This is a genomic window from Flavimobilis soli (assembly GCF_002564025.1).
GTDB lineage: Bacteria > Actinomycetota > Actinomycetes > Actinomycetales > Cellulomonadaceae > Flavimobilis > Flavimobilis soli.
The window spans coordinates 995706-1022125 of sequence record NZ_PDJH01000001.1 but is presented as its reverse complement, the minus strand read 5'-3'; the positions used below and the strand labels follow the sequence as shown (position 1 = coordinate 1022125).

Here is a 26420-nt window from a genome sequence, read left to right as displayed (position 1 = left end):
TGCGGTGCGGCAGGCGTCCCGGCCGTCGGGAAGGGACTCCCGGCCCCAGGGGAACGAACGCCCGCTGCCTAGGATGAACACATGACTCTCCCCACGACCGAGTCGGTCCGCGCTGCGCTCGACACCGTCATCGACCCGGAGATCCGCCGCCCCATCACCGAGCTCGGGATGGTCCGCGAGATCGAGCTGCTCCCCGAGGGCGCCGTGCGCGCACACATCGACCTGACGACCGCGGGATGCCCGCTCAAGGCGACGATCGTCTCCGAGGTCACGGAGGCCGTCTCGCAGGTCGAGGGCGTCACGTCCGTCCAGGTCGAGATGGGTGTCATGAGCCCCGAGCAGCGGGTGCGGCTCAAGAAGCAGCTCCGCGGCGGCGAGGGCGACCCGGTCATCCCGTTCGCCCAGCCCGGCAACCTCACCAAGGTCTTCGCGATCGCCTCCGGCAAGGGCGGCGTCGGCAAGTCCTCCCTGACCGCGAACCTCGCGGTCGCGATGGCGCGCGACGGCCTGCGCGTCGGCGTCGTCGACGCCGACATCTACGGCTTCTCGATCCCCGGCATGCTCGGCGCCCGCAGCATGCCGACCAAGGTCGACGACATGCTGCTGCCGCCCATCGCGCACGACGTCAAGGTCGTGTCCATCGGCATGTTCGTCCAGCCGGGGCAGCCCGTCGTCTGGCGCGGCCCCATGCTCCACCGTGCCCTGCAGCAGTTCCTCGGGGACGTGTTCTGGGGGGACCTCGACGTCCTCCTCCTCGACCTCCCGCCCGGTACCGGCGACATCGCGATCTCCGTCGCGCAGCTGCTGCCCGGTTCCGAGATACTCGTCGTGACCACGCCCCAGCAAGCGGCGGCCGAGGTGGCCGAGCGCGCCGGTTCGATCGCCCGGCAGACCCAGCAGGGTGTCGTCGGCGTCGTCGAGAACATGTCGTGGCTCGTGCAGCCCGACGGGTCGCGCCTCGAGGTGTTCGGCTCCGGCGGAGGCGAGCAGGTCGCCTCGTCGCTCAGCAAGACGCTCGGCACGACGGTCCCGCTCGTCGGCCAGGTCCCGCTCGACATCGCGCTGCGCGAGGCCGGCGACACCGGAGTCCCCGTCGTGCTCTCGGCGCCCGAGTCCGACGCCGCGCGCGCCCTGGTGGACATCTCGCGGGCGCTCGTCGCGAAGGAGCGCGGCCTCGCTGGCCGCAAGCTGAACATCACCCCGGTCTGAGCCGCGTGCCCACAGATCGCCCTCGTGCGCACGTCATGCGTGCACGAGGTCGAGGGGTGGGGCACTGACCAGCGCGGCGGGCGCTGACAACCGACCCGCGCGGCGGGCGCTGACAACTGACCTGCGCGGCTGGGGCGTGCCTCGACGCGAAGCACGAGAGCAGGTCAGGCGGAAGGCCTGTCCGAGTCGCGCTCCGAAGCCATCTCGGCGTCACGCTCCGCATCCCGTTCGGCCTCGCGCTCCGCAGCCATCTCCTCGAGGAGGTTGCGGAGCTCCGACCGGACGAAGTCGCGGGTCGCGACCTCGCCGAGAGCGATGCGCAGCGCTGCCATCTCCCGAGCGAGGAACTCCGTGTCCGCAAGGTTCCGCTCCGCGCGGCGACGGTCCTGCTCGGCCGAGACGCGGTCCCGGTCGTCCTGACGGTTCTGCGCGAGCAGGATCAGCGGCGCCGAGTAGGAGGCCTGCAGCGACAGCATGAGCGTCAGCAGCGTGAAGCCGAACTCCTTGCTGTCGAAGCGCCCGTCGGCCGGGCCCCACGTGTTCCAGATGAGCCACGCGGCGCAGAACACCGTCATGTACAGCAGGAAGCGCGGGGTGCCCATGAACCGGGCGATGCCCTCGGACAGGCGACCGAAGCGGTCGCTGCCTGGGTTGCGCTCCGGCAGGAACCGGGCACGGAACCCGCGACGTGCAGCCTTCGGCTGGTCGATGCGCTCAGCCATGCTGACCACCGCCGCCCGCCACGTCGGGGACGTGGTCGTCCTCGCGCCAGTCCTCGGGCAGCATGTGGTCGAGCACGTCGTCGATGCTCACGGCCCCGAGCAGACGACGCTCGGCGTCGAGCACGGGGAGCGCGAGCAGGTTGTACGTCGCGAGCAGACGTGTGATCTGCCCGAGCGGAGCTTGCGGCGAGACGTGGTCGATCTCGTCGAGCACCGAGCCGAGCGACTCGTGCGGGGGCTCGCGGAGCATCCGCTGGAAGTGCACGACGCCGAGGAAGCGCCCCGTGGGCGTCTCGATCGGAGGTCGCACGACGAAGACCATCGACGCGAGCGCAGGCGGGAGGTCCTGGCGACGGATGTGCGCCATCGCCGCAGCGATCGACGTCTCGGGGCCGAGGATCACCGGGTCGGTCGTCATGAGACCACCGGCCGTGTAGTCGTCGTACGCGAGCAGGCGACGCACGTCGCGGGCGTCCTCGGGCTGCATGAGCGCGAGGAGCTCTGTTGCTCGCGCGTCGGGCAGCTCGTGGAGCAGGTCGGCGGCATCGTCCGGCTGCATGGCCTCGAGGACGTCGGCGGCGCGGGTCGGCTCGAGCGAGGAGAGGATCGCCACCTGGTCGTCTTCGGGAAGCTCCTCGAGGACGTCAGCGAGCCGCTCGTCGTCGAGCGCCTCGGCGACCTCGAGACGCCGGTTGTCGTTGAGGTCGTGCAGCGCGTCGGCGAGGTCGGCGGGCTTGAGGTCCTCGTACGCGGCCAGGAGCAGGCCGGCGCCCTGCTTCTGCTCGGCCGACGCGAGGGACTTGACCGCGCGGACGTCGACGACCTCGCCCTGGTTGCGGCGACGGATGCCGAGGGCGCCCTTCGTCGCGTTCTCACGGCGCACGAACAGGCGGTCGACGACCCAGTCGCCGTTGCGCTCGAGCTCGATCGAGACGTCCTCGATGCGTGCGCTGCCCGACCCGTCGGTGAACTCGACGACGCGGTCGAACAGCTCACCGATGACGAGCGTCTCCATGCGGCGCTTCTCGAAGCGGCGCATGTTCACGAGGCCCGTCGAGATGACCTGGCCCGTGTCGATCGAGGTGACGCGAGTGAACGGGAGGAAGACCCGGCGTCGGCCCGGGACCTCGACGACGAGACCGACCGCGCGCGGTGCGGCCTTGGCGCGCATGAGCACGACGACGTCCCGGACGCGCCCGACCTTGTCCCCGAGCGGGTCGAAGACAGAGGTCTCGGCGAGCCGGGCGATGAACACTCTCGTTGCTGCGCCGCTCACGGTTCCCGATCCTAGTGCGCATCCGAGGAACGGCCAGGTGGGCGCGCAGCCCGTGGGCTGCGGGAAGACCGCGGTGCGGCAGACTGGGGGCATGAGCCAGCCGAACCTCAACCGTGGTCCTCAGGCCGCCGTCACGATGCCGAAGGGTGACGCCGTCGCGGCCTTCACGGACTACGTCGACGCCCAGCGGGCCGTCGACACGCTCTCGGACAAGGCGTTCCCGGTGCAGAACCTGTCGATCATCGGCGAGGGGCTCACGATGGTCGAGCGCGTCATGGGGCGGCTGACGACGGGCCGCGTCGCGGTCGGCGGCATCGCGTCAGGGGCGTGGTTCGGCCTGTTCGTCGGTCTGCTGCTCGCGATGTTCGCGTCCGAGGACGTCGCCGCGACGGTGATCTCCGGCGTCGTGATCGGTGCGGGCTTCGGGCTCATGTTCGCCCTGATCTCTTATGCGGCGACGCGCGGCAAGCGTGACTTCACCTCGCAGTCGCAGATCGTCGCGACGCGATACGTCGTGCTGTGCAGCGTCGAGAAGGCGAACGAGGCGCGTCGGCTCCTCGCGGAGGCTGGTATCCGGTCGACGGCGGCGGACACCCCGGTCGTCGCGCCGGCTGCGCCTGCGCCGTCGGTGCCTGGCCCGCTCGCGCCCGTCGCCCCCCAGGCGAGCCCGACGCCGTCGCGCATCTCGAGCCAGTACGTCACCCCGGACGGACGGCCGCGGTACGGCGTGCGGACCGACGACGTCGCCTCGGAGGCCGCAGACGCTCCGGCCGAGGGCGCTTCCGGCGCCCCGGCGAGCGAGGCTCCGCGCCCCGGCGAGGACGCCCCTTCGGCCTGAGCGGCCGCCTCCGCCTGAGCGGCCGCGTCCTGCCCGAGGGCGGAGCGTCCGCGCTGCCGGGGAAACGAGCTGCGGGCGTGCAGCCGCAGCCGCACGCCCGCAGAGCAGGTCGATCTCGGCGTCAGCGCACCGACGCCATCCACGCCTCGAGCTCGTCGGGCTTGCGGGGGAGCGCCGCAGTGAGGTTCTCGTTGCCGTCCTCGGTGACGAGGACGTCGTCCTCGATGCGCACGCCGATGCCGCGCAGCTCCTCGGGGACGAGCAGGTCGTCGCTCTTGAAGTACAGGCCGGGCTCGATCGTGAAGATCATCCCCGGCTCGATGACGCCGTCGAGGTACATCTCCGCGCGCGCCTGCGCGCAGTCGTGCACGTCGATGCCGAGGTGGTGCGAGGTGCCGTGCACCATCCAGCGGCGGTGGAACTGACCCTCCGGCTCGAGCGACTCCTTGGCGGTGACGCCGTCGGGCAGCAGGCCCCACTCCTCGAGCCGCGCCGCGATGACCTCCATGGCCGCGGCGTGGACGTCGCGGAAGCGACGTCCGGGGACGGCGGCCTCGAACGCGGCGTCGGCCGCGTCGAGCACGGCCTGGTAGACCTTGCGCTGCGTCTCGGTGAACGTGCCCGAGACGGGCAGCGTGCGCGTCACGTCGGCCGTGTACAGCGAGTCGACCTCGACGCCCGCGTCGAGCAGCAGGAGCTCGCCCTCGCGGACCTCGCCGTCGTTGCGCGTCCAGTGCAGCGTCGTCGCGTGCTCGCCCGCGGCCGCGATCGTGTCGTAGCCGACCTCGTTGCCCTCGATGCGCGCGTGCCCGTCGAACGTCGCCTCGACGACGCGCTCGCCGCGCGGGCGCCCGACGGCGCGGGGGAGCGCGCGGACCACCTCGGCGAAGCCCTCGATCGACGCGGCGACGGCCTTGCGCATCTCCGCGATCTCGTAGTCGTCCTTGACGAGGCGCAGCTCGGAGACGGCCTCGACGAGGGCGGCGTCGGTCAGGCCGTCGGTCGTCTCGGCGGCGGCCTCCTCCTGGATGCCCGCCTGCTCGCGGACGGACTCGACGAGCGTCTCGACCGTCTCGTCCGCGCCCGTCACGACGAGGATCTTCACGTGCCCCGCGTCCTTCGCGACGCGGTCGGCGAGCTCGTCGACGTGCGCGGTCGCGATGCCGGTGAGCGCCTCGAGGTCCGTGAGGCTCGGCCGCGCCCCGACCCAGAACTCGCCGTAGCGGGCGTCCGCGTAGAACTCGGTCGTGTTGCGCTCCGCGAGGGGGCGGAAGAAGAGCACGGCGTCGTGCCCGCCGTCCTCGCGCGGGTCGAGGACGAGCACGGCGTCGGGCTCCTGGTCCGTGCCGAGCCCCGTGAGGTGCGCGAACGCGGAGTGCGGGCGGAAGCGGTAGTCCGTGTCGTTCGAGCGGACCTTGAGGCCGCCTGCAGGGACGACGAGCCGCGTGCCCGGGAAGCGAGCCGAGAGCGCCTCGCGGCGCGCAGCGGTGAAGTCCGCGTACGGCGCGCGCTCCGGGCGGGCGTCAGGGCGCGGTGCCCAGCCGGACCAGATGAAGTTGCGGAAGGCGTCCGACGACGGGCGCAGCGAACGGTTGGAGCCCCGCTCGGCGATCGACTGGTCCTCGGGCGTCGTCTGGGCGGGCGTGGTCTCGGAGCTCATCGTCATCCTCGGGTCGTGGTGCTGTGCTTCTTCCCATCGTCCCACCGTCCGCGCGGCGTGGAAACGTACAGTGAGGTGTGCGCATCGACCTCCACACCCACTCGACGGTGTCCGACGGGACACAGACCCCGTCCGAGCTGGTGGCGACGGCGGCAGGCAGGGGCCCCGCCTGGGCCCTCGCCGACGGTCCGCTCGACGTCCTCGCCCTGACCGACCACGACACGACGGCGGGCTGGGACGAGGCGGCGCGCGCCGCCGTCGAGCACGGGATCACCCTCGTGCGGGGGACCGAGGTGAGCGCGCGGTCGGGCTCGGTGAACGTGCACCTGCTCAGCTACCTCCAGGACCCTGACGAGCCAGCCCTCGTCGAGCTGTTCGAGAGGGTGCGCGAGTCGCGCGAGACGCGCGCGCAGCGGATGGTCGAGCGGCTCTCGGTCGACTTCCCGATCACGTGGGAGGGAGTCCTCGAGCAGACGGCGGTCGGGACGACGATCGGTCGTCCGCACCTCGCGGACGCACTCGTCGCCGCGGGCGTCTTCGGCCACCGCGACGAGGCGTTCGCGCAGGTCCTGAACCCGCGCTCGCGCTACTACGTGCACCACGAGGTGCCCGACGCCGTCGCCGCCGTGCGCGCGATCCGCGCCGCGGGCGGGGTGCCCGTCTTCGCCCATCCAGGTGCTCAGATGCGGGGACGGATCGTCTCGGATGCTGTCGTCGAGGAGCTCGTGGACGCCGGGCTGGCAGGCTTGGAGGTCGGCCATCGTGACCATGACCCAGCCCAGCGAGAGCGGTTGTCCCGGTTGGCGACGAGGCTCGGCCTCTTCATGACAGGGGCGAGCGACTATCACGGCACGGGCAAGACGAACCTGCTCGGCGAGAACACGACTGCGCGCGAGGTCTTCGAGGAGATCGAGCGCCGAGGGAGGAGCGCGGTGGTCCGGCCATGAGCGACCTGATCGACATCCGACTGGCCACCGAGGTCTTCATCACCCTGTTCGTCATCATGGACCCGCCTGGGACCGTGCCGCTGTTCCTCGCGCTGACGAGCACCATGACCGCCAAGGAGCGCCACCGTGCCGCGCGGCAGGCGGTGCTCGTCGCCGCAGGCGTGATCCTCGGCTTCGCTCTCTTCGGCCAGCAGCTCCTCAGCTACATGCACATCTCGCTGCCCGCGCTCCAGGCGTCGGGTGGTCTGCTGCTCCTCCTCGTCGCGATGGAGCTGCTCACCGGCAAGCTCGAGGACCCGGAGGCGCCCAAGGGCAACGTCAACGTCGCGATGGTCCCGCTCGGCACCCCGCTGCTCGCCGGGCCCGGTGCGATCGTCGCCGCGATGCTGTTCGTGCAGCGCGTCGACGGGTCGGCCTCCGACTGGATCTCGGTCGCGATCGGCTTCTTCTTCGTGCTGCTGTCGCTGTGGGTCGCGATGCGCTTCGCCGGCGTGATCATGAAGATCCTCGGCGAGTCCGGGACGATCCTCGTGACCCGCATCGCGGGTCTGCTCCTCGCTGCGATCGCCGTCCAGCTCGTCGCCGACGCGGTCATCGCCTTCGTCCAGACGGCGTAGGCCCAGGCGCTCGCGCCCTCCCCGCAACGACACATCGCCCCGGTGCACGCGTCACGTGTGCACCGGGGCGATCTGTGTCTGCGGCGCGGGTCCGGGTCTCGGGGTGCCAGGCAGCGCGGCTGCCAGCCGCTCGCCCGAGCCCCGGACGGCAGATCGCCCCCGTGCACACAGGACGTGTGCACGGGGGCGATCTGTGTCAGTCAGTCGAGGGTCACGACTCGGTCGACGTCGCGCCCTCCGCGCCGGCGCCGCGGCCGCCGCGCGTGCGGCGACGGTTGCGCGACCGGCGCGGACGCTCGGAGACTGGCGCCGCGTCGTCGGACGCCGGGCCGTTCGTGGCCTTCGGGGCGTCCAGCTCGCGGCCGCCTTCGCGGCGAGCACCCTCACGGCCGCCGTCGCGACGACGGCCGTCACGGCCGCCTTCGCTGCGGGCACCCTCACGGCGACCACCGTCGCGACGTCCGCCGTCGCGCGAACCGCCGCGCGAGGACGGACGCTTGCCCGTCTCGCCGAGGTCCTCGAGGACCTCGCCCGCGAGACCCTCGAGGACCTGCTTGCTCTTCGGGAGGCGACCCTTCGTGCCCGCGGGAATGTCGAGGTCCGTGTACAGGTGCTCGCTCGACGAGTACGTCTCGACGGGCTCCGGCACGCCCAGGCCGAGCGCCTTGTCGATCAGCGACCAGCGCGGCACGTCGTCCCAGTCGACGAACGTGATCGCGGTGCCCTTGTTGCCCGCGCGGCCCGTGCGGCCCGTGCGGTGCAGGTACGTCTTCTCGTCCTCGGGGCACTGGTAGTTGACGACGTGCGTGACGTCGTCGACGTCGATGCCGCGCGCCGCGACGTCGGTCGCGACGAGGACGTCGATCTTGCCGTGGCGGAACGCGCGCAGCGCCTGCTCACGAGCGCCCTGGCCCAGGTCACCGTGCAGCGAGCCGGCCGCGAAGCCGCGCTCGACGAGCTCGTCCGCGACCTTCGCCGCAGTGCGCTTGGTCCGCGCGAAGACGATCGTGCGGCCGCGCCCCTCGGACTGCAGGATGCGCGCGAGCACCTCGACCTTGTCGAGCGCGTGGGCGCGGTAGACGACCTGCTTGATGTCCTTCTTCGTCATGCCCTCGTCGTCCGGGTCGTTCGCCCGGATGTGCGTCGGCTGCGACATGTAGCGGCGGGCCATCGCGACGACGGCGCCCGGCATGGTCGCGGAGAAGAGCATCGTGTGGCGCGAGGCCGGCGTCTTCGACAGGAGCGTCTCGACGTCGGGCAGGAAGCCCAGGTCGAGCATCTCGTCGGCCTCGTCGAGGACGACGCACTTGACGTGGCCCAGGTCCAGGTGGCCCTGCTTGACGAGGTCGATCATGCGGCCGGGCGTGCCGACGACGACGTCGACGCCCGCGCGGAGCGTCTCGATCTGCGGCTCGTACGCACGGCCGCCGTAGAGCTGGATGACGCGGACGCTGCGCTTCGCGGAGGCCGTGGCCAGGTCGCCGGCGACCTGGACCGCGAGCTCACGCGTCGGCAGGACGACGAGCGCCTGCGGCTTGCCCGCGTGCTTGAGGTCCTCGTAGCCCTCCTCGCCCGGGGCGACGACGCGGTGCAGGAGCGGGACGCCGAAGCCGAGCGTCTTGCCGGTTCCCGTCTTGGCCTGGCCGATGATGTCGTGGCCCTGCATGGCCACGGGCAGCGTCATCGCCTGGATGGGGAACGGGTGGGTGATGCCGGCGTCGGCGAGAGCGTCGACGATCTCCTGCTTGACGCCGAAGTCGCCGAAAGAGGGGTTCTGGTCCGACTGGACGCTCGAGGAGAGGTCCGTCTGGTCGGTGGTGGTCACTGTGCCTCACGGGTGGTGAAGGGCGCGGTGGCGCGGCACCGGGGACGAGCGGGTGCGCTGCGCAGCTCGGCTGCGACCAGCGGCGACGGGCAGTCACGGCGGTGCCGGCGCTGTCGCGCCGGAGGGCCGGAAGCCGATCGCGGAGATGCGGGGTGCCGGGGTGCGCCGAGACGCGTCCTCCAGGCAGCCAGGTCAGTTCACAGTTCGTCAGTGCGTCGAGACGACCGGGCATCCGATGTACAAGGGGCAGCATATCGGACGGGTCAAGGACGAGAGCCGGGCCGCTACGCTGGACGGATGAGCCAGGCACCGCACGTCGAGCACGACGCCCCGGGCGCCCAGCCGGGGGACGCCCCCGCCGCTGCGCCCGCCGCACCCTCCGCCGCACCCGCCGACGGCGGTGCGAGCGTCGCTGACACGACCGAGCTTCTCGCGCTCGTCGCCCAGATCGAGTCGGTCGCGTTCCTGCGCATCGCTGGCGCGGCGACCGCCGCGCCGGACCCGTCGAGCCGCCTGCGGCTCGCGCGCCTCGCCGGTGCCGCGCTCGCGCGGCAGGAGACGATCCTGCGCCGCATCGCCGAGCTCGAGGGTGACGCGGAGGCGGCCGACGAGCGCATGCTCGCCCTCGACGCGACGTTCGACGACTACGACCACCGGACGCAGCCGAGCAGCTGGTGGGAGGAGATCCTCAAGAGCTACGTCGGTCACGGCGTCGCGGTGGACTTCTGCCGGATCGTCGCGGGCGCTCTCGACCCGCAGAGCCGCGACATCATCATGGGCGTCATCGAGGACGGCATGGCGTCCGAGCGCTCGATCGAGGTGCTCGACAGCGCGACGTCGGACGACGAGGTGCTCGCGTCGCGGCTCGCGCTGTGGGCCCGCCGGCTCGTGGGCGAGGCGCTGAGCCTCGTGCAGCAGCTCCTCGCGGACCGCCCGGCGCTCACGCGGCTCCTCGCCACGGCTGTCGAGCAGCGCTTCGCCGACGACGAGCGGCCCGCGGACCACCACGCGTGGCTGTTCGGCCAGCTCACCGCCGAGCACACGCGTCGCATGGGGCGGCTCGGTCTCGCGGCCTGACGCCCAGTCCCCGTGCCGCGGTGAGGCGAGCCGCGGCGTCGTGCTCTCCCTGCGCGGGCGCAGGAACGGCCCGGGGCGGGAGGTCCCGCCGCCGGGCCGTGCTGGACGTGCTCGGTGTCAGAGAGGGCCGAAGCCGACCTTGCGCTGCGCCTCCGAGCCGATCTCGATGTAGCCGATCGCTGCCGTCGGGACGAGCACGCGGCGGCCGCGGTGGTCGGTGAGCTCGAGCACGGAGCCCGACTCGAGCGCCTTGGTGACGGCCGCCGTGACCTCGGCTGCGGTCTGGTCGGACTCCAGGACGAGCTCGCGGGCCTGGTTCTGCACGCCGATCGTGATCTCCACGTCGATCTCCTTGTTCGCACGGACGGATGTCTTCCGCGACCAGAATCGCACCTCGGGGCGCGTCGCGGGGACTTCTCGGTGCGCTGTTCGCCCAGCGCGCACTCGCACGGAGGTGGTAGCAGGGGAGCGCGTCGTCCCGGGGAGTGTCGGTGGCTCGTGATGGGATCTCTGGCATGACGACGACCGGGCTGCGCGCAGTGCTCACCGAGCACGTCGGGCGCACCGGTGACGCGGCGCCCGCTCTCGACGCGTCGCAGCGCCGCGCGGTCGACCTCGCGCGGACGAGCCCCGTGACCCTCGTGACGGGCGCGCCCGGGACGGGCAAGACGACGACGGCGCTCGCGGTCGCTGTCGACCACCTCGCGCCCGAGGACGGTCGGGCGCCTCTCGACCCGGCGCGCGTGCTCGTGCTCGCTGCGACCCGGCGTGGCGCGGGCGAGATGCGTGACCGGCTCGCGAGCCGCGCGGCGCGGACGGTCGGGCAGCCGCTCGTGCGGACGGCGGCGTCGGTCGCCCACGGTGTGCTCGCGCGTCGCGCGAGCGCGTGGGGCGAGCCCGCGCCGACGCTCGTCTCGGGTCCTGAGCAGGACCGCATCCTCGCGGAGCTGATCGAGGGCCACCTCGCGGGTGAGGGCGTGCCGCTCGAGCTGCCGCCGTCCGTCCCGGCAGAGGCGCTCGCGACGCGAGGGTTCCGCGACGAGCTGCGTGACGTGCTGATGCGCGCCGCGGAACGCGGGCTGGACCCGGTCGCGCTCGACGAGCTGGGCGCGAGGTACGGCCGCGCCGCCTGGCGTACGTGCGCGCGGCTGTTCGAGGAGTACCGGGATGTCATGGCGCTGCGGCAGGCGACCCCGGACGCGGGCGTCCGGGTCGATCCGGCGTCCGTCGTGCACGACGCGATCGACGCGCTGACGTCCTGGGACGAGGAGGTGCCGGAGGTGGCGCGCCCGCGGTGGGACCTCGTCGTCGTCGACGACTACCAGGAGGCCACCCAGGCGGTGGCGCGCCTGCTCGCCGTGCTCCACGCCGACGGCGCGCGGCTCGTGCTCGTCGGCGACCCGGACGCCGCGGTGCAGGGCTTCCGCGGCGCGGTGCCTGCGTTGGTCGCACGCGCCGCGGCACCCGCGGGCGCGGAGCCGGGCGCGTTCGGTGCCGAGCAGGTGGTCCTCGAGCAGGTCTGGCGCCACGGGCCCGGGCTGCGCGACGTCGCCTGCCGGGTCGCGCAGGCGGTGGGGACCGCGGGGACCGTCGCACACCGGCGGGCTGGCGCGGCGTCCGAGAGTGGGGCGCCCGGCGGTGCGGCTGCGTCCGACACGAATTTGTCAGATGCGGCCGCGCCAGGCGCTGGCACGGTCGCGGAGCGGCTCCGGCCGGCGCGCGTCGTCCTGCTCGCGGGACCGTCGCAGGAGCACGCGTACATCGCGCGCACGCTGCGCGCATGGCACCTGCTCGACGGCGTGCCGTGGCGGGAGATGGCCGTCATCGCGCGTTCCGGCGGCCAGGTCAGCGCGCTGCAGCGCGCGCTCCTGGGCGCGTCGGTGCCGGTGAGCATCCTCGGGTCGCAGGGCCCGCTGCGCGACGAGCCTGCGGTGCGGCCGCTCCTCGACGCGGTCGAGGTAGCGGACGGGCGTCCGCTCGACGTCGAGCGCGCGGTCGGGCTCCTGCTCTCGCCCGTGGGCGGGCTCGACGCGGTATCGCTGCGGCGTCTGCGTCGCGTCCTGCGCAGCGAAGAGCTCGCCGCCGGTGGCGGGCGCAGCTCCGACACCCTGCTCGTCGAGGTGCTCGGCGACCCGGCGCTCGCCGCGCAGCTCCCGGCAGCGGTCCGCCGGGGTGCGGCGCAGGTCGCCGCCGTGCTCGCGCGCGGCCGCGAGGCCGCCGCGCGCCCGGGCGCGGACGCACAGACCGTGCTGTGGGCGGTCTGGGACGCGACCGGCCTGTCCGCGCGCTGGCGCAGCACCGCGCTCGCCGGGGGCGGGGCGGGCATGCGCGCGGACCGCGACCTCGACGCTGTCATGGCGCTGTCGAAGGCGGCCGAGCGCTTCGTCGACCGCAACCCGCGCGTCCGGGCGAGCGCCTTCGTCGACCACGTCCGGTCGCAGGACCTCCCCGCTGACTCGCTCGCGGCGAGCGGCGGCGGCCAGGACGCCGTCACCGTCCTCACGCCAGCAGGGGCGGCCGGGCGCGAGTGGCGCGCCGTCGTCGTCGCGGGCGTCCAGGAAGGGGTGTGGCCCGACCTCCGCCTGCGCGACTCCCTGCTCGGCGCGCAGACGCTCGTCGACGCTGTCGCCGGGATCGTCGTGCCCGGCGGCGACGGAGCCGCGCACGCCGCCCACGCGCGCCGCGCCGTGCTCTCCGACGAGGTGCGCGCCTTCCTCGTCGCGGTGTCCCGCGCCCGGGAGCACCTGCTCGTCACCGCGGTCGAGGACACCGAGAGCTTCCCGTCCGTGCTCGTCGACCTCGTCGACCCGGTCCCGGGCACGGGGGAGGAGCCCGACGACGACGCGGCTGACCCGCGCCGCCGCGACGTTCCCGAGGCCCTCGACCTGCGCGGTCTCGTGCTGCGCGCACGCGCGCAGCTCCAGGACGAGGTGCGGCGCGACGTCGGCGATCCTGACGCCGTCGGCGCGGGCGAGGCCGCGACCGTGCTCGCCCGCCTCGCCGAGGCAGAGGTGCCCGGCGCCGACCCGGCCGGCTGGTACGGGGTGCACCCGGTCTCGAGCACCGCACCGACCTGGGACGACGACGCGCCCGTCCCGGTCTCGCCGTCGAAGGTCGAGTCCGTCTCGACGTGCGCGCTGCGCTGGGCCCTCGAGACCGCCGGCGGCCGCTCCGCCGACGCGCTGTCCCAGTCGCTCGGTTCGCTCATCCACTCGATCGCCGAGGAGGCGCCCACTGCGCCGTTCCACGAGCTCGCTGCGACGCTCGACCGGCGCTGGCCCGAGCTCGGGCTCGCGCCCGGCTGGCCCGAGCGGGTCACGCGCACGCGTGCGCGTGCGATGGTCGAGCGGCTCGCCCGGCACTTCCAGAAGAGCGGCGAGGTCCTCGCCGTCGAGGCCAGGTTCACCACGCAGGTCGGCCGGGCCGTGCTCAGCGGCAGCGTCGACCGGCTCGTGCGCCAGGAGGACGGCACCGTCCTCATCGAGGACCTCAAGACCGGGACCGCCCCCAGCAAGGACAAGGCGGCGAGCCACCCGCAGCTCGGCGCATACCAGGTGGCCCTCGCCGAGGGCGCCTTCCACGAGGTGCCCGGGCTCGAGGACGGGGCGCAGAGCGCGGGCGCGCAGCTCGTGCACGTCAAGGACGGCAAGGACGCGACGCTGCGCACCCAGCCCGCGCTCCAGGACGCCGACGACCCGCGGTGGGCCCACGACCTCGTCGAGAGCGCCGCCGAGACGATGGCGTCCGCGTGCTTCGAGGCACGCATCAACCCGCTGTGCGGATTCTGCCCGGTCCGCCGCAGCTGCCCGCTCCAGACCGTCGGACGCGCCCTCGGGCAGGAGGCCTCATGACGCCGTACACCCCTGACTCCGCGCACCCCACGACCGGCGTCCAGGACGCCGCGTCGACGCCGGGCCGCGCCACGGCCGTCGACACCCCCGCGACGCAGCTCGCCACTCCCGCCGCCCACGCCCCGACGCGCAGGCTCGTCCCCGCGACCGAGATCGCCGAGCTGCTCGGGCAGCACCGCCCGACCGACGAGCAGCTCGCCGTCATCGAGGCACCGCTCGAGCCCGTGCTCGTCGTCGCAGGTGCCGGCTCCGGGAAGACCGAGACGATGTCCGCGCGCGTCGTCTACCTGATCGTCAACGGCCTCGTCGAGCCCGACGAGGTCCTCGGGCTCACCTTCACGCGCAAGGCTGCGGGCGAGCTGGGGGAGCGCATCCGCCGCAGGCTGCGCACGCTCGCCGCACGCATGCGCGACGCCGGTCAGCCGGCGCTGCTCGGCGACCTCGGCGACGACACGCCCGACGCCGCGCTGCTCGCGTCGATGCGCCGTCCGACCGTCTCGACCTACAACTCGTACGCTGCGGGTCTCGTCAAGGAGCACGGGCTCCGGCTCGGCATCGAGCCTGGCGCCCGGCTCCTCGGTGAGGCGAGCCAGTGGCAGCTCGCCCAGGACGTCGTCGAGCGGTGGACAGGCGACCTCGGCACCGATGCGGCCCTCAGCACCGTGGTCGAGGCCGTCCGCACCCTGTCCGGCGCGCTCAGCGAGCACCTGCTCAGCACCGACGAGGCGCGCGACCGCATGACCACGATCATCCGCACGCTGCTCGCCACCCCCGACGCCAAGGGCAAGAAGGGGCCGTACGCCTCGACGGCGAAGCTCCTCGAGCTCATGACGCACCGCGTCCAGCTGCTCGACCTCGTCGACGAGTACCGCAGGCGCAAGCGGGAGACCGACTCGCTCGACTTCGCCGACCAGGTCGAGCTCGGCGCGCGCCTCGCCGAGGCGCACGAGGAAGTGCGCGTCGCCGAGCGGGCTCGCTACCGCGTCGTCCTCCTCGACGAGTACCAGGACACGTCCTACGCGCAGGCCAGGATGCTCGGCGCCCTGTTCGGCGACGGGCACGCCGTGACCGCGGTAGGCGACCCGAACCAGTCGATCTACGGGTGGCGCGGCGCGAGCGCCTCCGGCCTCTCCCGCTTCGCCGAGCAGTTCTCCGACCTCGGCCGCGTCCACCACCTCGCCCTGAGCACGTCCTGGCGCAACGACCAGGCGATCCTCGACGTCGCCAACGCCGTCGCTGCGCCCCTGCGTGACGTCGCCCCCGAGCGTGTCGCCGGGGCCCCCGCAAGCCCCGCGCCAGCACGCGAGGACGCCGCGGTCATCGAGCTGCACGCCCGCCCCGGGGCAGGCCCCGGCGAGGTCACCTCGGCCTACACCGCGACTGAGGACGAGGAAGCGGCCGTCGTCGCCGAGTTCGTCGCGAGGTGGTGGCGTCCGCGCAGGTCCCGTGACGGCGCGACGACCGCCGCCGTCCTGTGCCGCAGCCGCAAGCAGTTCACGGCCATCGAGGTGGCGCTGCGGTCGCGCGGCATCCCCGTCGAGGTCGTCGGCCTCGGCGGCCTCCTCGAGGCGCCCGAGGTGGTCGACGTCGTCGCGCTGCTCCAGGTCGTCCACGACCCGTCCCGCGGCGACTCCCTCATGCGCCTGCTCACCGGACCATGGCTCGCGCTCGGTGCCGCCGACCTGTTCGCCGTCGCCGACCGTGTCCGCGAGCTCTCCCGGAGGCACGCGCAGGCCGCAGCACGAGCAGCAGAGAGCTGGCGACAGGCAGACGAGCCCACCGCCACGGCGGAGCGGGAGAGCGACGAGGACCGCACCGGCCTCGCAGACCCCGACGAGGTGCCGAGCGTCGTCACGGAGGCCGACGTCGTCGACTCGCACTCGATCGTCGACGTCCTCGACGAGCTCCCAGCGCCAGGGTGGCGCAGCCCCGGCGGCAGGTCGCTCACGCCCGACGGGCACGCCCGCCTCGCCCGCCTCGCGACGCTCCTCGCACGGCTGCGCGCGAGCACCTACCTGTCGGTCCCCGAGATCGTCGTCGAGGCGGAACGAGCCCTCGGGCTCGACATCGAGGCCGGTCTTCTCGACGGGCCCCACGCGGCCCGCGCCCGCGCCAACCTCGACGCGTTCCGCGACCTCGCCATCTCCTTCGTCGACGGGGCGGACGTGCCCACGCTCGGTGCGTTCCTCTCATGGCTCGACGTCGCCGCCACGAACGAGCGCATCGACACCGCGATCGCCGAGCCAGACCCGGACGCCGTCCAGATCGTCACCATCCACGCGGCCAAGGGCCTCGAGTGGGACATCGTCGCGGTCCCCGGTCTCGTCGACGGCGGACTGCCCGGCACCGCGTGCACCGGCCCGCAAGGGCCCACCGACTCCGCGTGGCTCACCGGGCTCGGCACGCTCCCGTACCCCCTGCGCGGCGACGCCCGCGACCTGCCGCGCTTCGCATACGAGGACGCCGAACACCACAAGGACCTCGACAACCTTCAGAAGGTGTTCAAGCAGGATGCAGGCGAGCACCAGGTCACCGAGGAACGCCGCCTCGCCTATGTCGCCTTCACGCGCGCCCGCTCCCGTCTCCTCCTGACCGGCTCGTGGTTCCGCGGCGAGCGCAGCAGCGCCACACCGCCGTCACCGTTCCTCACCGAGCTGGCCGACGGCGGCCTCGTCGACCCGTCCGCCTGGACCGACCCGCCGGAAGGTGCCAACCCCGCGCTCGAGCGCGAGGTCACCGCCACCTGGCCCGCCACCAACGGCGTCGACCCCGTGCTCGCCGCGGCAGCGGCGCGCGTCCGCGCAGCGAAGGGTGGCCCTGCGGCACCGAGCGGGGGCATGCCTGGAGCCTCGCCCGGGGAGGAGAACCATGCCGCCCCCGCCGGGCGCCCCGACCACGACATCCGGCGTCCGGGAGCACCCGAGGTCAACCTGACCGGGGCCAGGGACCGCACCGAGGCGACCACCGCGGGCGCCACGACGGTCCCTGCGGCCTCCGACGACCCGGTCCCGCTCTCCGAGCTCGCCGAGATCCTCCTCGCCGAGCGCGACGCGCGCCGCAAGCCCGTCACCGACGTCGAGATCCCCGCCCACGTCTCCGCGTCCGCGATGGTCCGCCTCGCCGCGAGCCGCGAGGAGTACGCGCTCTCCCTGCGCCGGCCCGTGCCGAGCGAGCCGTCCGTGCACGCCCGCCGTGGCACGACGTTCCACGCGTGGGTCGAGCAGTTCTACTCGTCGCCCGTCCTCATGGACCTCGACGACCTGACCGACGCCGACGACACCGAGCCGGACGCCGACCTCGAGAAGCTTCGCCAGACGTTCCTCGCCACCCCGTGGGCGTCGCTCGACCCGATCGCCGTCGAGGTCGACATCGAGACGCCCCTCGCAGGTGTCATGACGCGCTCCCGGATCGACGCCGTCTTCCCCGACCCGCGGCCCGGGAGCAAGCCCGGCCAGGTCGTCGTGGTCGACTGGAAGACGGGCCGCGAACCCACCGACCCCGCAGCCGTCCGCGCGCGCGAGGTCCAGCTCGCCGTCTACCGGCTCGCCTGGTCCCGCTGGACCGGCACGCCCCTCGAGCACGTCGACGCCGCCTTCTGCTACCTCGGCGACGGCGTCACCCGGCACCCCCAGCGGCTCCTCGACGTCGACGAGCTCGAAGCCCTCCTGCGCGGCTGACGAGCCCGCGCGGCGGGCTCAGTCCTCGTCGCGCGGCGAGGCGTCCTCGCGCGGCGTCCCGTCCGCGGGCGCCTCAGCCGGCTCATCCTCGCCGGCCGCGTCCTCGGCGCCCTCGTGCACGGCCTCGTCGAGGTCCAGCAGCATCTCGACGGCGTCGTCCACGATGTCCTTGCGCTCCGTGCGCACGCCGTGCAGCAGCCACCTCGCCAGGGCGAGCTCGCCCGCGAGCAGCGCGCGGTCCACCAGGTGCGCGTCGGCCGACTCGGTCCGCGCGAGCTGGTACGCCTCGAGGATCGACTCGACCGCCTCCGGCGACGCCGCGACCAGCAGCCACGACAGGTCGTCGGCCGGGTCCGCCACCTGGCACTCCGACCAGTCCACGATGCCGTTGACCGACTGCTGCGCCACGAGCACGTGGTCCCCGTTGAGGTCGCCGTGCGTGATCACCGGCCGGAAGCGCCACAGCGCGACGTTCTCGAGCGACTCCTCCCAGCGCCGCAGCAGGCGAGCAGGCACCCGGCCCGTCCGCGCCGCCTCGTCGACCTCCGAGAGCCGCCGCTGGCGGTACTCCTCGGCCGAATAGCTCGGCAGGCCGGCGTCCTCGACGAGCGACGTCGGCAGCTCGTGCAGCGCCGCGATCGCGCGCCCGACCGACCGTGCCAGGCCCGGGCCCGGCTGCAGCCTCTCGGCCTGCAGCGGGACGCCAGGAACCTCAGGGTGCACGACGGCGCGCCCGCCCTCGGGGAGCGTCGCGAAGCCCGCAGGGGTCGGGACGGCGAACGGCAGGTCGCCTGCGTCGACACGGTCGGAGAGGCCGCGCAGCAGCTCCATCTCGGCCTCGAGGCTCGCACCGGCCGCGGCGTCGCGCGGTGCGCGGACGATCCAGTGCCGGCGCGACGAGTCGATCACGACGGCGACGTCGTTCGACCCGTCCGAGTCGAGCAGGCGAGCGTCGACCACGTCCATGCCGGGCACGGCGGCGGTCGACAGGGCGGCCAGGGTCAGGGCGGAGCGATGCACGGGTCAACGGTACGTCGCCGGGCGCCGCGCGGGCGGCACGACGCGGGCGCGTCCCACCGACCGCTGCGGACGGACAGCCCCGGTGCACGTCATGCGTGCAGGCGAGCGACCGGTGCGACGTCGGCGGCACGACGCGAGCGCGTCCCACCGTCGTATCGTGAGCGCATGAACCCCGAACCGGTGACCGACTGGGCCCAGCTCCCGCTGTCCCGCACGACGGTCGACCGCGCGGCCGAGCTGCGCGACGACGTCGAGCTCGTCGAGCGGCTCCTCACCGCGTCGTCGACGCGCGTCGTCCTCGTGCGCGGCGCGTCGCTCGCCGTGCGAGACGCGCACGGATCCTCCGTGCCGGGCGCGCTCGTGCTCGACCTCGTCCCGGGGGCCGAGGTCGTCGCGGTGCTCGCCACGACGCAGTCCGAGCTCACGGCACCCCACGCGCCGGGCTGGCTCTTCCTCGGCACGGACGACGACGGCGCGTACCTCGCGCTCGTCCTGCCCGCCGAGGCGGACGAGGACGTCGACATCTCCGGCGTCGTGCCGGCGCGGGCCGAGGACATCCTCGGACGCGGCCGACGCTTCGAGAACCTGCGCGACGCCGGGCACCTCCTCGACGCGCGAGACGCCGGTCTCGCGACGACGGCGGTCGGCGTCGCGGCATGGCACGTCCGCGCGCTGCGCTGCGAGCACTGCGGCGAGGCGACGCGGCCCGCCCGCAACGGCTGGTCGCGCGTGTGCACGTCGGACGGCCGCGAGGTCTTCCCGCGCACCGACCCGGCGGTGATCATGGCGGTCGTCGACGACGCCGAGCGGCTCCTGCTGGGGCACGCCGCGCACTGGCCCGAGGGCCGGTTCTCGACGCTCGCCGGCTTCGTCGAGGCGGGCGAGTCCGTCGAGGCGGCGGTGCGCCGCGAGGTGCGGGAGGAGACGACCGTCGTGATCGGCGACGTCGTCTACCGCTCGTCGCAGCCGTGGCCGTTCCCGCGGTCCCTCATGCTCGGCTTCCGCGCGCACGCCGTGACGACCGACGTCGTCGTCGACGGCGTCGAGGTGACCGACGCGCGCTGGTTCACGCGTGACGGCCTCGCCGCGGACCTCGCGGCCGGGCGCGTGCTGCTGCCGATGCGGTCGTCGATCGCGCGCGGACTCATCGAGGAGTGGTACGGCGGCCCCCTCGCCGACCGCACCGGGTGAGCGCGCGGGAAGGTTCGCGGGCGCGCCGTGGTTATGGTGAGCGCCCGACCCACCGACCGGAGGACACCAGCCGTGACCATCCCCGCCCCGCACACGCCCGACGCAGGCTCCGTCGTCATGTACTCGACCACGTGGTGCGGCTACTGCCAGCGCCTGAAGAAGCAGCTGACGAGCGAGGGCATCGGCTACACGGAGGTCGACATCGAGCAGGACGCGAGCGTCATCCCGTTCATCGAACAGGTCAACGACGGCAACTGGGTCGTGCCGACCGTCGTCTTCCCGGACGGGTCGTCCGCGACGAACCCCTCGCTCGCGCAGGTCAAGGAGCGCATCGGCGCCTGACGCCGTGACGGGCGCCGGAGTGCTCGCCCCGGCCGCCTGCTAGCCGCCGCGGCGTCCCCAGGACGACCGCGGCGGCGCTCGTTGTCGGAGGCGCCTGAGACAATCGGCGGTGATGTCTGCCGACGAGATCCTCGAAGCGCTCGACCCCGACCAGCGGGCCGTCGCGACCGCACTCACCGGTCCCGTGTGCGTCCTCGCGGGCGCCGGGACGGGAAAGACCAGGGCGATCACGCACCGCATCGCCTACGGCGTGCGCACAGGCGTGTACCAGCCGACGAGCGTCCTGGCCGTGACGTTCACCGCCCGCGCGGCAGGCGAGATGCGCACGCGTCTGCGTGACCTGGGCGTCGCGGGCGTGCAGGCGCGCACGTTCCACGCGGCCGCGCTCAAGCAGCTCAGCTACTTCTGGCCCCGCATCGTCGGCGGAGCGCCGCCGCGCATCCTCGAGCACAAGGCGCCCGCGGTCGGCCAGGCCGCCGCAGCGCTCGGCATGACGGTCGATCGCGTCGCGGTCCGCGACCTGTCCTCGGAGATCGAGTGGGCCAAGGTCTCGATGATCCCGGCGGACGACTACCCCCGGGCCGTCGCCGCGCTGCACCGCGAACCGCCCGCGGGCTTCGACGCGCACGCCGTCGCACGCCTCATGCGCGCGTACGAGGAGGCCAAGACGGCGCGCGGCGTCATCGACTTCGAGGACGTGCTGCTCTACGTCGGCGACATGATCCACTCGAACCCGCCCGTCGCCGACGAGATCCGACGGCAGTACCGCCGCTTCGTCGTCGACGAGTACCAGGACGTCTCCCCGCTGCAGCAGTTCGTTCTCGACCAGTGGCTCGGTGACCGCGACGAGCTGTGCGTCGTCGGCGACCCGAGCCAGACGATCTACTCGTTCACGGGGGCGACCCCGCACCACCTCCTGACCTTCCGCAAGACGTACCCGAAGGCCGTCGAGGTGCGCCTCGTGCGTGACTACCGCTCGACGCCGCAGGTCGTCTCGCTCGCGAACGCGCTGCTCGCGGACCGCGCCGGGCGCGGCTTCGCGGGCCTCGAGCTCAAGGCGCAGCGCCCGTCCGGCCCCCCGGTGACGTTCACCGTGTACGACGACGACGAGGCCGAGGCGGCACAGGTCGCCGCTGCCGTGGGGCGGCTCGTGAAGTCGGGCACGCCCGCCGGCGAGATCGCCGTGCTCTACCGCACCAACGCGCAGTCGGAGCTGTACGAGCAGGCGCTCGCGGACGCGGGCATCCCGTACCTCGTGCGCGGCGGCGAGCGCTTCTTCCAGCGCCGCGAGGTCCGCGAGGGCATCGTGCTGCTGCGTGGTGCGGCGCGTGCTGTCGACCCGGGGCAGACGCTCCCGGAGATCGTCCGCGACGTGCTCTCGAACGCCGGCTGGGCGCCCGAGGCGCCGGCCGCGCGCGGTGCCGTCCGCGAGAGGTGGGAGTCGATGCAGGCGCTCGTCGCGCTCGCCGACGACCTGTACGCGAGCACGAAGGCTGGCCTGCCGGAGCTCATCGCAGAGCTCGACGAACGCGCCGCCGCGCAGCACGCTCCCGCTGTCCAGGGCGTGACGCTCGCGTCGTTGCACGCGGCGAAGGGCCTCGAGTGGGATGCCGTCTTCCTCGTGGGTCTGAGCGAGGGCCTCATGCCGATCTCGCTCGCGGAGACGCCTGATGCGATCGCCGAGGAGAAGCGTCTTCTCTACGTCGGCATCACGCGCGCCCGGGAGCACCTGCGCCTGTCCTGGGCGCGCTCGCGCAACCCGGGCGGTCGCGGGAGCCGGCGGCGCTCGCGGTTCCTCGACCGCCTGTGGCCCGCCGCCCAGCCGTCCCTGCCCGGCCGCAGGCCCGCCGACGGTGCGTCCGTCCGGCTGACGGGGGAGTACGACCAGGAGCTGTTCGAGGCGCTGCGTGACTGGCGCGACAGCGTCGCTGTCGCGATCGACCGGCCCAAGTTCACCGTCCTGTCCGACCAGATGCTCGCCGAGATCGCCGAGGTCCGACCTGCCGACGAGCGGGCGCTCGTCCGCGTCAAGGGCGTCGGCCCGACGAAGATCAACCAGTACGGCGCGGCGATCCTCGGCATCGTCGCGGCCGCGTCACGAGGCTGAGAACAGCCAGATCCTGCGGCTGCGACGGGTGCCAGCACCTCTCGGCACAACGAATGCGAAACTCGTCGGATAAATAAGTTGTCCCCGTTCGCAGGCCAGGTCTACTGTGAACGAGTCCTTGCAGGAGCGGCCGGACCCGAGAGGGAACGGCCCGATGGAGAGATGGAGGTGAGTGCTCGATGAAGAAGAACCAGACCGGAGCGGCGTACAGCCAGCTTCCCGTCCGTGTGTCCGCGGCCGCGTCAGACGACCGGCGCAGCACTCACCTCGCACGCGCAGCAGCCGCACAGCCGGCAAGCGCACATCTGGTGGCACGTGATCGGGTTCGCGGGCACTGACCCCGCACCTCTCACCACTGCACCACCGCGACTCCCGCGGACGCGCCTCATCCCCACCTCAGGTGGGTGAGATCCGAGCATCCACGCCCTGACCGGGCGGAGCCGGATCCGAGAGAGCGTCCCTCGAGTCGTCCATCGACACTCGCAAACGGACACCCCCGGAGGACATCGTGCGGCTCAGCATGCTGCTCGACACCAGCACCCAGCGCGACACCGCTGTCGTCGTCGCCCCCCTGCCCCATACCACCACGACCCGCCTCGGCGTGCCGGCCCCTGCCACGACGCAGGACGACCGGGCCGAGTTCGACCGCCTCATGGGCTCGATGCTGCCCTGCCGCGTCGAGGACCCCGAGCTCTGGTTCGCCGAGAAGACCGTCCAGGTCGAGCAGGCCAAGGCGCTGTGCCGCACCTGCCCGCTCGTCGACGCCTGCCTCGCCGGCGCGATCGACCGTCAGGAGCCGTGGGGCGTCTGGGGCGGTGAGGTCTTCGTCGACGGCCGAGTCGTCGCCGTCAAGCGCGGCCGCGGACGGCCCCGCAAGGTTCAGCCGAGCCTCGCGTGACCGCCCGCGACCTCACGCGGTCGCCGCACTGCTCGACGACTGCACGGCCCCCTGGCCGGTGCACCCGCAAGCCGGGTGCACCGGCCATCGTTCTTCCTGGACGCGTGCGCCGGGGAGCGTGAGGTGCGTCGACGTGACGACGGATCGGCAGGGGAGGTCCCAGCGCGGCTCGGTGTCGTCCGCACCGACGCCGCCCGCGTCGAGGAACGCGAGCACGGCGCTCGTCACGACGACGGCTGCGGCGCTCGCGAGGAGCGGCCCGTCGGGCGTGGCCGCGACGGGGGCGCGAGAGGCCGAGGGCGCCCAGGCAGACGCCGTGAACGCGTCGGTACCGCGCTCGTCCTGGGTGTGCAGGCTGATGCAGCGCAGGCACGGCGTGCGACCAGGCACGACGACGGGGCTGACGTCGACCGTGTCGGGTCGGCAGCGCGCGACGAGGTGCGGGACGCGCTCACCCATGAGGCGCCACGCGCGGTCCGGTGCGAGGTCCTCGTCGGTGACGACGACGAGCGCGTCGAGCAAGGAGAACGGGACGTCGTGCGGCCGGGCCGGGGCGGCGCGGACCCAGGGCGCGTCGGTCGTCTCGGCGACGAGCCGGGCGGCCGCGACGCGGCGCAGCGTCCCGACGTCGCGGGGGCCGTACCCGCCCAGGCCGAGGTCGTGCTGCGTGACGTGCCGGGCGTCGTCGAGCACGAGACGGCCGACTCCAGCCGCAGAGAGTCCGAGGGCGGTGAGGAGGCCGAGGCGTCCGAGGCCGAGGATCCCGACGGCCGCGGCCGCCCGAGCCGTGCGCGGCGGTGGGGTTCGAGGTGCCATGGCAGGGAGCATCCCAGCGCTTCGGATCTTCTGGGCGCTTTCCACAGGCGGTTACCGGAAGTTATCCACAGAGTGCGTGTCGGAGTCGCGGCGGGCGCACGAATAGGGGATTCTTCCTGTGGACAGTCTCGTGGACGATGTGTGCGGTTCGCCGCCAGCCTGGGGGAAACCGACGTGGACGACAAGGGAGCGAAGCGCCGGAGCACGGCGCGCCCCGACGCGAGCCAGGCCCCTGCGGGTGCGGGCGACGTCGAGGTCCGCCGCAGCCGCCGTCGGTCCCGGACCGTGAGCGCCTACCGCGACGGCGACCGCACGATCGTCGCGATCCCGGCACGCTTCACGCGCGCGCAGGAGCGCGAGTGGGTCGAGCGCATGCTCGCCCGCCTGTCAGCCAAGGAGAAGCGCCGCCGCCCCTCGGACGCCGAGCTCATGGAGCGCGCGACCGCGCTGTCGACCCGTTACCTTGACGGGCGCGCGACGCCGTCGAGCGTCCGGTGGGTGTCCAACATGGACCGCCGCTGGGGCTCGTGCAGCGTCCAGGACCGCACGATCCGCATCTCCGACCGCGTACGCGGCCTCCCTGGCTGGGTGCTCGACTACGTCCTGCTGCACGAGCTCGCGCACCTGTTGCACGCCGGGCACGGCCCGCAGTTCTGGGCTCTTCTCGAGTCATACCCGCGCACCGAGCGGGCGCGCGGGTTCCTCGAGGGAGTCGCCTTCAGCGACGAGAACGCGCCCCCCGAGGAGGGCGGCGCGCACGACGGGGACGACGAGCCTCACGGCGTCGCGGACGCCTCGGCCTGACCGCCCACGGGGCCGGGCCCGCAGCGCCGCGACCGGGCCAGCCGTCCCGCGACCGGCGGGTCGAGGGCCCGCTCAGTCCTCCGAGGTCTCGCCGTCGTCGTCCGCCGGGGTGTCCTCGTCGCCGGAGGCCGTCCCCGAGAGCAGCTCTTCGATCGCTCGGTCGACGTCGGCCTGCTCCTCGGCGACCTGCTCGCGGCGGGCGAGATACCCGGCCGGGTCGTCGAGGTCGAGCGCGGTCGGCATGAGGTCGGGGTGCGCCCAGACGTCGTCGCGACGCGCCGAGCCGGTCTCCCGCCCGATGAGCGCCCACAGCGCGGCAGCCTCGCGCGAGCGGCGCGGGCGCAGCTCGAGACCGATCAGCGTCGCGAACGTCTGCTCGGCCGGGCCACCCGCGGCCCGGCGTCGCCGGATCATCTCCCGCAGCGACATGGCGTGCGGGAGGTGGGGGAGCGCAGCCGTCGTCGCGACCTCGTCGACCCAGCCCTCGACGAGCGCGAGGCTCGTCTCGAGGCGGGCGAGCGTGCTCTTCTGCTCCTCCGTCGTCGGGATGCCGAAGATGCCGCCCGAGAGCGCAGCCTGCATCGCCGCCGGGTCGGTCGGGTCGATGTGGGAGACCGCGTCCTCGAGCGCCTCCGTGTCGATCGTGATGCCGCGCGCGTACGCGTCGACGAGGCCGTGCAGGTGCCCGCGCAGCCACGTGACGTGCGTGAAGAGGCGCGAGTGCGCGGCCTCGCGCAGCGCGAGGTACAGGCGGACCTCTTCGAGGGGGGCGTCGAGGCCCTCCGCGAACGCGGCGACGTTCGTCGGCAGGAGCGCGGCGACCGGCTCGTCGACGAGGGGCACGCCGAGGTCGGTCAGTCCGAACACCTCGCGGGACATGGCGCCGGCCGCCTGGCCGACCTGCATGCCGAACATCGCGGCGCCGAGCCGCTCCACGAGCTCGCTCGGGTCGAACCCGCCCGGGCCACCCCCGAGCATCGCCGCCATGCCCGGCGGCAGGCCCATCTCGCTGAGCGACATGTCGAGGTCTTCGGGGAGGTGCTCCCGCAGCACGCCCGTGAGCGCCGCGACGACGGACCGCGCGACGGGCTCGACGAGGGTGTTCCACGCGGGGATCGTGCGCTCGACCCACTCGGAGCGGCTCCACACGAAGCGGCTGCCGCCCGACGGCGCGACGTCGGTCACGGCGTCGAGCCACAGCTCGGCGACGCGCAGGGCGTCCACGGTCGTGCGGCGCTCGACGGCGTCGACGCTCGGGTCGCCCTCGGCGACCGCGACCTGCCGCGCGATGTCGTGGGACACGTCAGGGTTGACGGGGCCGCCTGTCGTCGAGGACAGCAGCGAGCGGACCTGCGAGAGGACCTGGTCCATCATCGCCGGGTCGTCGGCGAGCCCCGCCGCGGCGTTGAGCGCGTCGACGTCCATGCCGCGGGCCCGCAGCTCAGCGATGGCCTCGTCGGCGTCCGCCCCGAACACAGACCGGAGCAGGCGCTCCCAGGGCTCCTCGCCCTCGCGAGGGCCGCCTGCGCCGTACGTCGTCATG

At 73.5% G+C, this 26420-nt stretch carries 20 protein-coding genes; 12 read left to right on the top strand and 8 right to left on the bottom strand.

Going from position 1 to position 26420, the window contains the following annotated elements:
• Positions 1–81: 81 nt before the first annotated feature.
• Positions 82–1209: an Mrp/NBP35 family ATP-binding protein gene (locus ATL41_RS04695; protein WP_098457434.1), complete on the top strand. Its 1128-nt coding sequence runs from the start codon at positions 82–84 to the stop codon at positions 1207–1209.
• A 164-nt stretch (positions 1210–1373) separates the two neighbouring features.
• On the opposite strand, the gene ATL41_RS04690 is transcribed toward ATL41_RS04695, so the two are convergent.
• Together ATL41_RS04690 and ATL41_RS04685 are read right to left on the bottom strand one after the other, a co-directional pair.
• Positions 1374–1931 (bottom strand): DUF1003 domain-containing protein, encoded by a 558-nt coding sequence (locus ATL41_RS04690; protein ID WP_098457433.1) that lies wholly within the window; start codon positions 1929–1931, stop codon positions 1374–1376.
• Positions 1924–3207 carry a magnesium transporter MgtE N-terminal domain-containing protein gene (locus ATL41_RS04685; RefSeq protein WP_098457432.1) on the bottom strand — a complete coding sequence of 428 codons (1284 nt, stop codon included), beginning with the start codon at positions 3205–3207 and terminating at the stop codon, positions 1924–1926. Before ATL41_RS04685 ends, ATL41_RS04690 begins: the two co-directional genes overlap by 8 nt.
• 91 nt (positions 3208–3298) lie before the next feature.
• Between ATL41_RS04685 and ATL41_RS04680 the strand changes: the two genes are divergently transcribed.
• Complete coding sequence (locus ATL41_RS04680; RefSeq protein WP_143556569.1) at positions 3299–4045, top strand: YflT domain-containing protein; 747 nt, start codon at positions 3299–3301, stop codon at positions 4043–4045.
• Positions 4046–4166: 121 nt separating this feature from the next.
• Here the strand turns inward: ATL41_RS04680 and ATL41_RS04675 are convergent, their stop codons facing one another.
• Positions 4167–5705 (bottom strand): aminopeptidase P family protein, encoded by a 1539-nt coding sequence (locus tag ATL41_RS04675; protein WP_098458931.1) that lies wholly within the window; start codon positions 5703–5705, stop codon positions 4167–4169.
• A 77-nt stretch (positions 5706–5782) separates the two neighbouring features.
• Here ATL41_RS04675 and ATL41_RS04670 point away from each other — a divergent pair, with 77 nt between their 5' ends.
• Positions 5783–6652 carry a PHP domain-containing protein gene (locus ATL41_RS04670; RefSeq protein WP_098457430.1) on the top strand — a complete coding sequence of 290 codons (870 nt, stop codon included), beginning with the start codon at positions 5783–5785 and terminating at the stop codon, positions 6650–6652.
• Complete coding sequence (locus ATL41_RS04665) at positions 6649–7269, top strand: MarC family protein (protein WP_098457429.1); 621 nt, start codon at positions 6649–6651, stop codon at positions 7267–7269. Before ATL41_RS04670 ends, ATL41_RS04665 begins: the two co-directional genes overlap by 4 nt.
• A gap of 211 nt (positions 7270–7480) precedes the next feature.
• Here ATL41_RS04665 and ATL41_RS04660 read toward each other — a convergent pair whose 3' ends face one another.
• Entirely contained in the window at positions 7481–9094 is a 1614-nt protein-coding gene (locus tag ATL41_RS04660; protein ID WP_098457428.1) for a DEAD/DEAH box helicase, read from the bottom strand.
• Between the two features lie 297 nt (positions 9095–9391).
• Here ATL41_RS04660 and ATL41_RS04655 point away from each other — a divergent pair, with 297 nt between their 5' ends.
• A complete protein-coding gene (locus tag ATL41_RS04655; RefSeq protein WP_098457427.1) occupies positions 9392–10171 on the top strand; it encodes a ferritin-like fold-containing protein in 780 nt (259 codons plus the stop codon).
• Between the two features lie 117 nt (positions 10172–10288).
• Here ATL41_RS04655 and ATL41_RS04650 read toward each other — a convergent pair whose 3' ends face one another.
• The gene (locus ATL41_RS04650; RefSeq protein ID WP_098457426.1) at positions 10289–10513 is read right to left on the bottom strand and encodes a DUF3107 domain-containing protein; all 225 of its coding nucleotides are present in this window, start codon (positions 10511–10513) and stop codon (positions 10289–10291) included.
• A 173-nt stretch (positions 10514–10686) separates the two neighbouring features.
• Between ATL41_RS04650 and ATL41_RS04645 the strand changes: the two genes are divergently transcribed.
• Positions 10687–14022: an ATP-dependent helicase gene (locus tag ATL41_RS04645; protein WP_098457425.1), complete on the top strand. Its 3336-nt coding sequence runs from the start codon at positions 10687–10689 to the stop codon at positions 14020–14022.
• The gene (locus tag ATL41_RS04640) at positions 14019–17699 is read left to right on the top strand and encodes an ATP-dependent helicase (protein ID WP_098457424.1); all 3681 of its coding nucleotides are present in this window, start codon (positions 14019–14021) and stop codon (positions 17697–17699) included. The genes ATL41_RS04645 and ATL41_RS04640 overlap by 4 nt, the downstream gene beginning before the upstream one ends.
• 18 nt (positions 17700–17717) lie before the next feature.
• Here the strand turns inward: ATL41_RS04640 and ATL41_RS04635 are convergent, their stop codons facing one another.
• The gene (locus ATL41_RS04635) at positions 17718–18719 is read right to left on the bottom strand and encodes a phosphotransferase (protein ID WP_098457423.1); all 1002 of its coding nucleotides are present in this window, start codon (positions 18717–18719) and stop codon (positions 17718–17720) included.
• A gap of 165 nt (positions 18720–18884) precedes the next feature.
• Here ATL41_RS04635 and nudC point away from each other — a divergent pair, with 165 nt between their 5' ends.
• From nudC to ATL41_RS04615, 4 genes are all read left to right on the top strand, one after another.
• Complete coding sequence (gene nudC, locus ATL41_RS04630; protein WP_098457422.1) at positions 18885–19910, top strand: NAD(+) diphosphatase; 1026 nt, start codon at positions 18885–18887, stop codon at positions 19908–19910.
• A gap of 117 nt (positions 19911–20027) precedes the next feature.
• Positions 20028–20252, top strand: coding sequence for a mycoredoxin (locus ATL41_RS04625; RefSeq protein ID WP_245854896.1), 225 nt, complete (start codon positions 20028–20030; stop codon positions 20250–20252).
• A 112-nt stretch (positions 20253–20364) separates the two neighbouring features.
• Positions 20365–22359, top strand: coding sequence for an ATP-dependent helicase (locus tag ATL41_RS04620; RefSeq protein WP_098457420.1), 1995 nt, complete (start codon positions 20365–20367; stop codon positions 22357–22359).
• Positions 22360–22879: 520 nt separating this feature from the next.
• Positions 22880–23257 carry a WhiB family transcriptional regulator gene (locus ATL41_RS04615; protein ID WP_281253861.1) on the top strand — a complete coding sequence of 126 codons (378 nt, stop codon included), beginning with the start codon at positions 22880–22882 and terminating at the stop codon, positions 23255–23257.
• A gap of 12 nt (positions 23258–23269) precedes the next feature.
• Here the strand turns inward: ATL41_RS04615 and ATL41_RS04610 are convergent, their stop codons facing one another.
• The gene (locus ATL41_RS04610) at positions 23270–24073 is read right to left on the bottom strand and encodes a hypothetical protein (protein WP_169924496.1); all 804 of its coding nucleotides are present in this window, start codon (positions 24071–24073) and stop codon (positions 23270–23272) included.
• 174 nt (positions 24074–24247) lie between these two features.
• On the opposite strand from ATL41_RS04610, the gene ATL41_RS04605 reads away from it, so the two are divergent.
• Positions 24248–24877 (top strand): M48 metallopeptidase family protein, encoded by a 630-nt coding sequence (locus tag ATL41_RS04605; RefSeq protein WP_181010229.1) that lies wholly within the window; start codon positions 24248–24250, stop codon positions 24875–24877.
• Between the two features lie 72 nt (positions 24878–24949).
• Here the strand turns inward: ATL41_RS04605 and ATL41_RS04600 are convergent, their stop codons facing one another.
• Positions 24950–26419 carry a zinc-dependent metalloprotease gene (locus tag ATL41_RS04600; protein WP_098457417.1) on the bottom strand — a complete coding sequence of 490 codons (1470 nt, stop codon included), beginning with the start codon at positions 26417–26419 and terminating at the stop codon, positions 24950–24952.
• Between the last annotated feature and the right edge of the window lies 1 nt (position 26420).

Excerpts from the sequence above, each read along its gene's own strand:
- ATL41_RS04695 (WP_098457434.1), top strand. The coding sequence starts at position 82 with ATGACTCTCCCCACGACCGAGTCGGTCCGCGCTGCGCTCGACACCGTC.
- ATL41_RS04690 (WP_098457433.1), bottom strand. The coding sequence starts at position 1,931 with ATGGCTGAGCGCATCGACCAGCCGAAGGCTGCACGTCGCGGGTTCCGT.
- ATL41_RS04680 (WP_143556569.1), top strand. The coding sequence starts at position 3,299 with ATGAGCCAGCCGAACCTCAACCGTGGTCCTCAGGCCGCCGTCACGATG.
- ATL41_RS04675 (WP_098458931.1), bottom strand. The coding sequence starts at position 5,705 with ATGAGCTCCGAGACCACGCCCGCCCAGACGACGCCCGAGGACCAGTCG.
- ATL41_RS04665 (WP_098457429.1), top strand. The coding sequence starts at position 6,649 with ATGAGCGACCTGATCGACATCCGACTGGCCACCGAGGTCTTCATCACC.
- ATL41_RS04655 (WP_098457427.1), top strand. The coding sequence starts at position 9,392 with ATGAGCCAGGCACCGCACGTCGAGCACGACGCCCCGGGCGCCCAGCCG.
- ATL41_RS04645 (WP_098457425.1), top strand. The coding sequence starts at position 10,687 with ATGACGACGACCGGGCTGCGCGCAGTGCTCACCGAGCACGTCGGGCGC.
- ATL41_RS04640 (WP_098457424.1), top strand. The coding sequence starts at position 14,019 with ATGACGCCGTACACCCCTGACTCCGCGCACCCCACGACCGGCGTCCAG.
- nudC (WP_098457422.1), top strand. The coding sequence starts at position 18,885 with ATGAACCCCGAACCGGTGACCGACTGGGCCCAGCTCCCGCTGTCCCGC.
- ATL41_RS04625 (WP_245854896.1), top strand. The coding sequence starts at position 20,028 with ATGTACTCGACCACGTGGTGCGGCTACTGCCAGCGCCTGAAGAAGCAG.
- ATL41_RS04620 (WP_098457420.1), top strand. The coding sequence starts at position 20,365 with ATGTCTGCCGACGAGATCCTCGAAGCGCTCGACCCCGACCAGCGGGCC.
- ATL41_RS04615 (WP_281253861.1), top strand. The coding sequence starts at position 22,880 with ATGCTGCTCGACACCAGCACCCAGCGCGACACCGCTGTCGTCGTCGCC.
- ATL41_RS04610 (WP_169924496.1), bottom strand. The coding sequence starts at position 24,073 with ATGGCACCTCGAACCCCACCGCCGCGCACGGCTCGGGCGGCCGCGGCC.
- ATL41_RS04600 (WP_098457417.1), bottom strand. The coding sequence starts at position 26,419 with ATGACGACGTACGGCGCAGGCGGCCCTCGCGAGGGCGAGGAGCCCTGG.